General features: G+C 23.4%; 10 protein-coding genes. 6 read left to right on the plus strand and 4 right to left on the minus strand.

Annotation, left to right across the window (positions count from 1 at the left end):
• Positions 1-29: 29 nt before the first annotated feature.
• The 4 genes from Q8777_RS02070 to nusA all read right to left on the minus strand — a co-directional run bounded on the left by Q8777_RS02070 (position 30) and on the right by nusA (position 4,039).
• Positions 30-569, minus strand: coding sequence for a hypothetical protein (locus Q8777_RS02070; protein ID WP_318749456.1), 540 nt, complete (start codon positions 567-569; stop codon positions 30-32).
• A gap of 85 nt (positions 570-654) precedes the next feature.
• The gene (gene rbfA / locus Q8777_RS02075) at positions 655-1,002 is read right to left on the minus strand and encodes a 30S ribosome-binding factor RbfA (RefSeq protein ID WP_318676179.1); all 348 of its coding nucleotides are present in this window, start codon (positions 1,000-1,002) and stop codon (positions 655-657) included.
• A 1-nt stretch (position 1,003) separates the two neighbouring features.
• Entirely contained in the window at positions 1,004-2,815 is a 1,812-nt protein-coding gene (gene infB / locus Q8777_RS02080) for a translation initiation factor IF-2 (protein ID WP_318676180.1), read from the minus strand.
• A gap of 165 nt (positions 2,816-2,980) precedes the next feature.
• Entirely contained in the window at positions 2,981-4,039 is a 1,059-nt protein-coding gene (gene nusA / locus Q8777_RS02085; RefSeq protein ID WP_318676181.1) for a transcription termination factor NusA, read from the minus strand.
• A gap of 398 nt (positions 4,040-4,437) precedes the next feature.
• Here nusA and Q8777_RS02090 point away from each other — a divergent pair, with 398 nt between their 5' ends.
• From Q8777_RS02090 to Q8777_RS02115, 6 genes are all read left to right on the plus strand, one after another.
• Complete coding sequence (locus tag Q8777_RS02090) at positions 4,438-4,653, plus strand: hypothetical protein (RefSeq protein WP_318676182.1); 216 nt, start codon at positions 4,438-4,440, stop codon at positions 4,651-4,653.
• A 159-nt stretch (positions 4,654-4,812) separates the two neighbouring features.
• On the plus strand, positions 4,813-5,139 hold the full coding sequence (locus tag Q8777_RS02095; RefSeq protein WP_318676183.1) for a hypothetical protein: 327 nt from the start codon (positions 4,813-4,815) through the stop codon (positions 5,137-5,139).
• A gap of 9 nt (positions 5,140-5,148) precedes the next feature.
• Positions 5,149-5,439 (plus strand): hypothetical protein, encoded by a 291-nt coding sequence (locus tag Q8777_RS02100; protein WP_318676184.1) that lies wholly within the window; start codon positions 5,149-5,151, stop codon positions 5,437-5,439.
• The gene (locus tag Q8777_RS02105; RefSeq protein ID WP_318749350.1) at positions 5,436-6,032 is read left to right on the plus strand and encodes a YqaJ viral recombinase family protein; all 597 of its coding nucleotides are present in this window, start codon (positions 5,436-5,438) and stop codon (positions 6,030-6,032) included. Before Q8777_RS02100 ends, Q8777_RS02105 begins: the two co-directional genes overlap by 4 nt.
• On the plus strand, positions 6,029-6,406 hold the full coding sequence (locus tag Q8777_RS02110; RefSeq protein WP_318676186.1) for a hypothetical protein: 378 nt from the start codon (positions 6,029-6,031) through the stop codon (positions 6,404-6,406). Before Q8777_RS02105 ends, Q8777_RS02110 begins: the two co-directional genes overlap by 4 nt.
• 284 nt (positions 6,407-6,690) lie before the next feature.
• Positions 6,691-7,017, plus strand: coding sequence for an HU family DNA-binding protein (locus Q8777_RS02115; protein WP_318676187.1), 327 nt, complete (start codon positions 6,691-6,693; stop codon positions 7,015-7,017).
• Positions 7,018-7,202 lie beyond the last annotated feature (185 nt).

Consider the following 7,202-nt stretch of genomic DNA (forward strand, 5'->3'; position numbering starts at 1 on the left):
GTAATTGGGGATTTTTTTCCATTCAGGATTCAGATAATAAAAATTTTGAGGTTGTGGTCGATAATCTTTTTTATTAAAAATAATCTGTGTTTCAATAATTTTTTTTTTTGCAGTTTCAATAATTCTTTTCTGGGAATAAAACTATCTTTTAAACTTATAATTTTATTTTTTTTGATTAAATAATTTTTTATTTCTTGAGGTAGTTTGTTTTCTTCTAAAATATGAATTTTTTGAAAATAAGTGGTTAAAAAACTTCTAGGCAAAACAGTACCATAAGCAGAAGCTATATTAACAAAAGGTATTTTTAATATTTCTTCTGCTAGTAAAAAAAGTTCATCATTTAAAAAAGGTTTTTGATCTAAAACATCTTCAATTTTTTTATTAGCAAAATCACTTTTATCTTTTATTTTTAAAATATATCCTAAGCGAAGATTATTTTTTTTTCCAAAAGGAACAATTACTCTCATTCCTTTTTTGATTTTGTTTTTTTGTTTTTCTGTAATTATATAATCAAAACATTTGTGAGAATAAGGGATTTTCATGTCTATTATGATTTCGGCATATAGCATATTTATTAATTACTTTCTTACTTTTTAAAAATCTTTATAAAGTAAAAAAAGGATAAATAGTAATTTATCCTTTTTTTAAATATACTTATTTTATAATATTATCCAAAAGTTTGTCAATTTTTTTACCATAAGTTAAAGATTTATCGTATTTGAATATTAAATCAGGTATTTTTTTCATATTTTGTATTTCACTAGCTAATTTCATACGAATTGTTTTCTTATTTTTTTCTAAAATTTTAAAAGATTCATTTATATTTTCTGTTCTATCATTTAAAATTGTAAAATAAACTTTACAAAAAGACAAATCATTAGATAGATCCACGCCTGTTAAATTAATGTAACCTATTTTTTCATTTTTAATCACATTATTGACTATATTTACTAGTGATTCATGAATTAAACTAGCTCTTCTTTTATTTGAAATATCATTCATATTAACTATTTACCTTTTCTATTCTGGATGATTCTATTATATCATTAATTTGAAAATTATTAAAATTATCTAACAAAATACCACATTCATGTCCTTGTTGCGCACTAGCAATATTGTTTTTTAAATGTTTTAAAGAAACAATTTTTCCTTTATAAATTACTTCATTTTGTCTAATTACTTTAGCTAAAGAATTATTAAAAATCGTCCCCTTTATAACATAGCAACCCGCAATATTCCCAACAGAACTTATGCTAAAAATTTTCTGAATTTCTGCTTGACCTGTTACTTTTTCTTCTAAAACTGGTTCAACTAATTCTTTTAATTTTTCTATCACATCTTCTGTGAGTTTATAAATAATGTTATGATTTCTGATATCTACTTTATTTTGATGAGCTGTTTTTATTAAAACATTACTAATAGGATTATTAAAATTAATTAATAAAGAATTAAAAGTATGTGCTAAACTAATATCATTTTGATTAATCATACCTACAGAAGCTTTTATAATATTAACCTTTACTTTTTTAATGTTTAATTGATTTAAATTTTCTGTAATTACTTCTAAGCTACCTTGGGTATCAGCTTTGATAATGACATTTAAAAACTTAAATTCTTCATCTGGTTTTGTTAAAAAAATATTGTCATATGTTGTTGAACTAGATTCGTTTTTTTGTTGACTTTTTTCTTTTAATAATTGTTGTTTTTTTTCAATTATTTTTTTTGCTTTTTTTTTATCATTTATTTTTGTGAAAGAATCACCAGCTTTGGGAACTGATTCTAAACCTGTAATCAAAACAGGTTGTGAAGGGAAAGCAGTTTTAATATTATTTTTTAAATCATCTTGAATAGATCTAATTTTACAGTAAGTTTCATCACCGATAACAACAATATCTCCTACTTTTAAAATTCCTTTGGATAAAATAAAAGTTGCAAAAGGACCTTGATTTTTATTTAAACCAGCTTCTAAAACGACTCCTTCTGATTTTTGAGTTAAATCTGTTTGAATGTTTTTGATCTCACTAACCAATAAAATCATTTTTAATAAATCATCTATACCCTCTTTTTTTAAAGCAGATATCTCAATATAAGGAGTTTTTCCGCCCCATAATTCAGGAACTAATCCTAAATTAGACAAATCAGTCATAATATTTTCTTTTTTATTGCTTAATTTATCTATTTTATTAATAACAACAATTATTTCTACTTGAGCTTCTTGAGCATGTTTAACTGATTCAATAGTTTGTGGTTTTACACCGTCATCAGCGGCAACTATTAAAAGACAAATATCTGTTATTTTAGCTCCACGCGAACGCATTTTAAAAAAAGCTTCGTGACCAGGACTGTCTATAAAAGTTATTTTTTTATCTTCATAAGTAATTTCATAAGCGCCAATATGTTGAGTTATTCCTCCAAACTCTTTTTCAATTAAGCGAGTTTTTCTAATAGTATCTAATAAGGTAGTTTTACCATGATCTACATGACCCATAATTATAACAATAGGTGTTTTAGGAATTAAATTATTATTTTTTTCTTGTTTTTCCTTTGTCTTTTTTTGTGATATATTTTTAACATTTTCTTTTTGTTCAAAAATAATTTCAATATTTAAATTTAAACATAATTTTTTTACATCTTCTTTATTTAAAACTTGGTTAATATTAGTTTTAATTCCTAATTCTAAGAATTTTTTGATTAAAAAAACATTTGAAATTCCTAGAATATTTGCTAAATCTTGAACGGTATGTAAGGGGTCAAAAATATAACTTTTAACTTTTATTTGTGTATCTAAAAGTTCATTGTTTTTTTTTTTATTCATATTTTATTTTTAACTTTCTTATAAAATTTCTTATAAAAATTGTGTTTTTTTGATTTTTAAATTTAAAAAATAATTTTTTTTTTAACTAACGATAAATAGATATAATTTTTAAAAAATAATATCATAAAAAAAATTTTTAAATAAATTTATTTTTATCACAAAAAACTAAATATTTTTAATCGAAATATTCCATTTAGTTACTTGAGATGCCAATTGAACATTGCTTCCTAATTTTCCTATGGCTAAAGAAATTTGTTCTTTTTCGACAAAAACAGAAGCTATTTTTTTCTTTTCATTAATTATTTCTATTTTTTTGATTTTTGCTGGTTGTAAAGCGTTTTTTATTAATTCTTCTGGATTGTCGCTCCATAAAAATAAATCTATTTTTTCAGATTTTAAAATTTTGATAATATTTTGAATTCTGGTATTTTTTTTTCCTATACAAGAACCAATAGGTTCAATATCTTTATTATGAGATAATAACCCAATTTTTACCCTTATTGAAGGAATTCTTGCTATTTCTATAATTTCAACTATTCCTTCTTGGATTTCAGGAATAAATTCTTTAAAGATTTCGAGAACAAAATGAGTATGTGTTCTACTTAATAATAGTTTAGGTAATTTAGTAGTTTTTTGAACTTCTATTACATAAACTTGAACTCTTTCGTTTATAGAAAAATTATCTTCTGGTAGTGCTTTTTTTTTTAATAAAATAGCTTGTAATTCTTTTTCTAACTCTAAAGTATAAAATTTTTCTTTAATTGAAATAACTTTTCCGTTAATTATTTTTTTTTCATAATTTTTAAAAAAATGGAAAATATTTTCTCTTTTAAATTTAATTAATTCTTCATTAAATTTATTTTTAAAATCTTTACTAGCATAAAAACTAAATTCTTTTGGATCTATTTCAACATGGATAATATCCCCTATTTGAGCGTTTTTTTTTAATTTTTTCGCTTTTTCTAAATTGATGCAAGTTATTTTTTTAGTTTCTATTGCGTCAAATTCATTTTGTTCATTTTGTGGTTCTAAAACAAAATATTCTTTAAATAAAAAATATTCTTCATATTTTTCATTAAAAATTAATTTACAACTTTTGACTTGACAACTTTTTTTACAACCAGAAATTAAACTTTTTTCAAATGCTTCTATTGTTTGTTCTCTGGTTAATTGGTATTCTTCAGCTAATTTATCTATATATTCTAAAAAATTTGGAGATTTCATAACAAGGTTATTTTTTATCCTTACACTTTATAATAAAGTAATATTTTAATTTCATTTAAATTTTAAATTTTTTAAATATTTTTTTATTTTTATAATTTTAATTTTTAGTACTAAATAACTAAAATGTTATTATATATTATTCTAGCATTTTTACTTTAATTATTTTAATAATGATATAAAAATAAGGAATTTTTAAATTTTATTTAAATTAATTAAGATAATTTGAAGGATAATTTCATAGTCTTTGTTTTTTTTTTATTTATTTATTATTTATTACACGGTTGTGACCCATCAAAACGTAACTGATTCTAAACGAAAAAATAAAGTCAAATTGTTTACTAAAAAACAGTTTGACTTTTTTCTTTTGGAGTCAAACGGAAAGAGAGTCTCATAAAAGAATGATAAAAAAATTATTTTGTTTAAAACAAATTATTAATCATTTGATAAAAGAGAAAAAAAAGTGGAGAATATTTCTTTTTCATCAAAAAACTAATTATAATTTGGCTTTAGCTATTTTATATTTAAATTATCAAGATGTCGGAACTTTGGAAATTATCTTTCAAGAAATGTCACATCCTCCTTTTCAAATCAAACTTAATCCTGCTTTAACCTAAAATTATCAATTTTATCAAGAAGAAAAGAAATTAGAAGTAAAAGAATTATTCCTTCATCCTTTTACGAAGATGCTTCAAAAAGAGGAAGAAAAGATTTGGGGGTCCTTTCCAAGAAGATGAGCATAAAATTTCTTATTTTGAGTTAGGTGATAAATAAGAATGAGTGATTTAATGAATAATTTATTAAACCAAGTACAAGAAAAAATGAAAAAATATCTTGAAACCAAAGATTTAGTTTATGGAGAAGATTATGAAGAAGGAGATTTAATTCAACTGAATCATTATTTAGAAAAAAAAGAAAATCCAGATCCTTACAATAACTATCAATCTGTTTTAATTACTAAACCTTATTTTAGTATTCGTTACCAAGACACAGAAACAACACGGATTTTGGCTTACCAAGAAAAAATGATTCATCTTACTCGTCAAATAAAAGAACATTTATATGATGAGAAAATAGATAAAAAGATGAATTTGTTATCCTAGATTCCTTATTTGTTTTTAGATAATTTAGGAGCGGAAGCACTTACTCCTTATTTAAGAGATAATATTTTATTTCCTCTTTTAGATATGCGTTATGAAAAAAAAGCTCATACTTTTATCAATTCCAATTTTGATCTCCCGCAGTTAATGCATTATTTTATAATCAAGTCCGAAGAAAAAGAAAAAATGAGGGCTTTAAGAATTATTCATAAATTAAAAAAAATGTGTCAATTTTATTCTTTTGATCAATCAACATTAGTTGATCAATCAACAGAAGAAAAGAAAAGGATTTTTACTAAATGAAAAAAATAGATTTAAAACAAAATAGTTGGGCTTGGTTTAAACACCGTCAACATTATATTAACGCTTCTGAAATCGGAACCATTATGGGTTTAAATCCTTATGAGACCAAAGAAGAGTTAATTAAAAAGAAACTTTTTAAAAAACCTTTTGTGACCAATGAAGCGATGGAACATGGCAAAAAAACAGAACCAAAGGCTAATTTATTCTTTTCTGTTTTAACCAAGAAAAATTATGAACCTGCTGTTTTTATCAAAGATCTTTTTTCTGCTTCTTTAGATGGTTATCACGCTCCTTCCCAAACCATGTTAGAAATCAAATGTCCTTTAGAAAAAGGGAATAGTTGGCAAGAATTTATCCAAAAAAAAATTGTTCCTCCTTATTATTGGGCCCAAATTCAATGTGGTCTTTATTGTTCAGAAGCTAAATTAGCTTATTTTTTAGTTTACTTTCAAGAAACAGATTATTATTTAGCCAAAATAACTTTAGATTTAAATTTTATTGTGCAGATGAAAAAAGAAAGGTTAGCCTTTAAGGCTTTATTAACTCATTATAGGACTTTATTTGAAAAGAAAGAGGAAAAACAAGAAAAATGAAAAAAAAGTTTTTAACATTTTTTAAAAAAATATCATTATTCCTATTTTGTGTTTTAATAGGTTCAACTCTGGGATGGTTCATCTTTTATATTTTTCCAAAACCAACAGATGAGCTTAATATCTCATCCTCAAAGTTCGAAGAAACTAGTTCTTTTGTTTCCTCTCCGAATATGTTTTTCTTAGCAAAAAAAATAAAAGAGTTGGAAGCAGAAATAAAAGAATTAGAAAAAAGTAGTTATGAAAGATTTTCCCAACAACAAGATTGGTTTGAACGTATAGTTAATTTAATAAAAGGATTGATGGTGAAAGTTCATCAATTAGAAAAAATGGTTCCCTCTCTCAATAATATTCCTATTTTAGAAAAAGAAAATTAAAAAAAGAAAGAAGGTTTTTTAAAACATGGATCGCAAAAATTTAAAAAAATATTATAGTCATTTTCAACGACCAGTGGAAAGAATGCAATAAGATGGTTATTCTTTGACTCTAAGATCAAAGCTCTTTTTTCAGTACCAGAATTAATAACTTATGGTTATTCCACGACAGATATTATAAACATGAATATAGTTCTTAATAACCAAAAAAAGGAGAAAAAAAAATGAGTAAAAGAAAATTAAAACAATTAGAAATAAAAAAATGATAAAAGAAGGTTTTAAAAAAAATGACTAAAACAGTTTTAAAACAAAAAGAATTAATTAAAAATATTGCCCAGATAGAAAAGATAAAATTTGAAAAAGCTAAAAAGTTGTATAAAACATTTGAAATAGCTTTATTAGAGGGAATTTTAAATTATGATGAAGTAGTTGTTTCTCGTTCCATTGGAAAATTTGCTTTCAAAAAAAGTAAAGAAAGAACAATCATCAATCCTCAAAAAAGAAATGAAACTATCCATATTCCCGAACATGAAAGAATAACATTTCAATTTTTTCCCAAATTAAAAAAAGAAGTTAAAATAATTAATCTTTTTAAAAAAAATATCAAAAAGTGAGACAAATAACGAAAGAAGGTTTGAATAAAAATGAATAAAGAAAAAATGAATAAAGAAGCATTAATAAAAGCTCTTGCTCAAGAAGGTCAAGTGAGTGTTTATGAAGCGGAACAATTTTTTAAAGTTTTGGAAAAAGTTTTAATCAAGGCTCTTCACACGAACAAGGAAGTTAGTTTAGGCCAACA

The sequence above is a fragment of the Candidatus Phytoplasma stylosanthis genome, assembly GCF_032886435.1.
Lineage (GTDB): Bacteria > Bacillota_I > Bacilli_A > Acholeplasmatales > Acholeplasmataceae > Phytoplasma > Phytoplasma stylosanthis.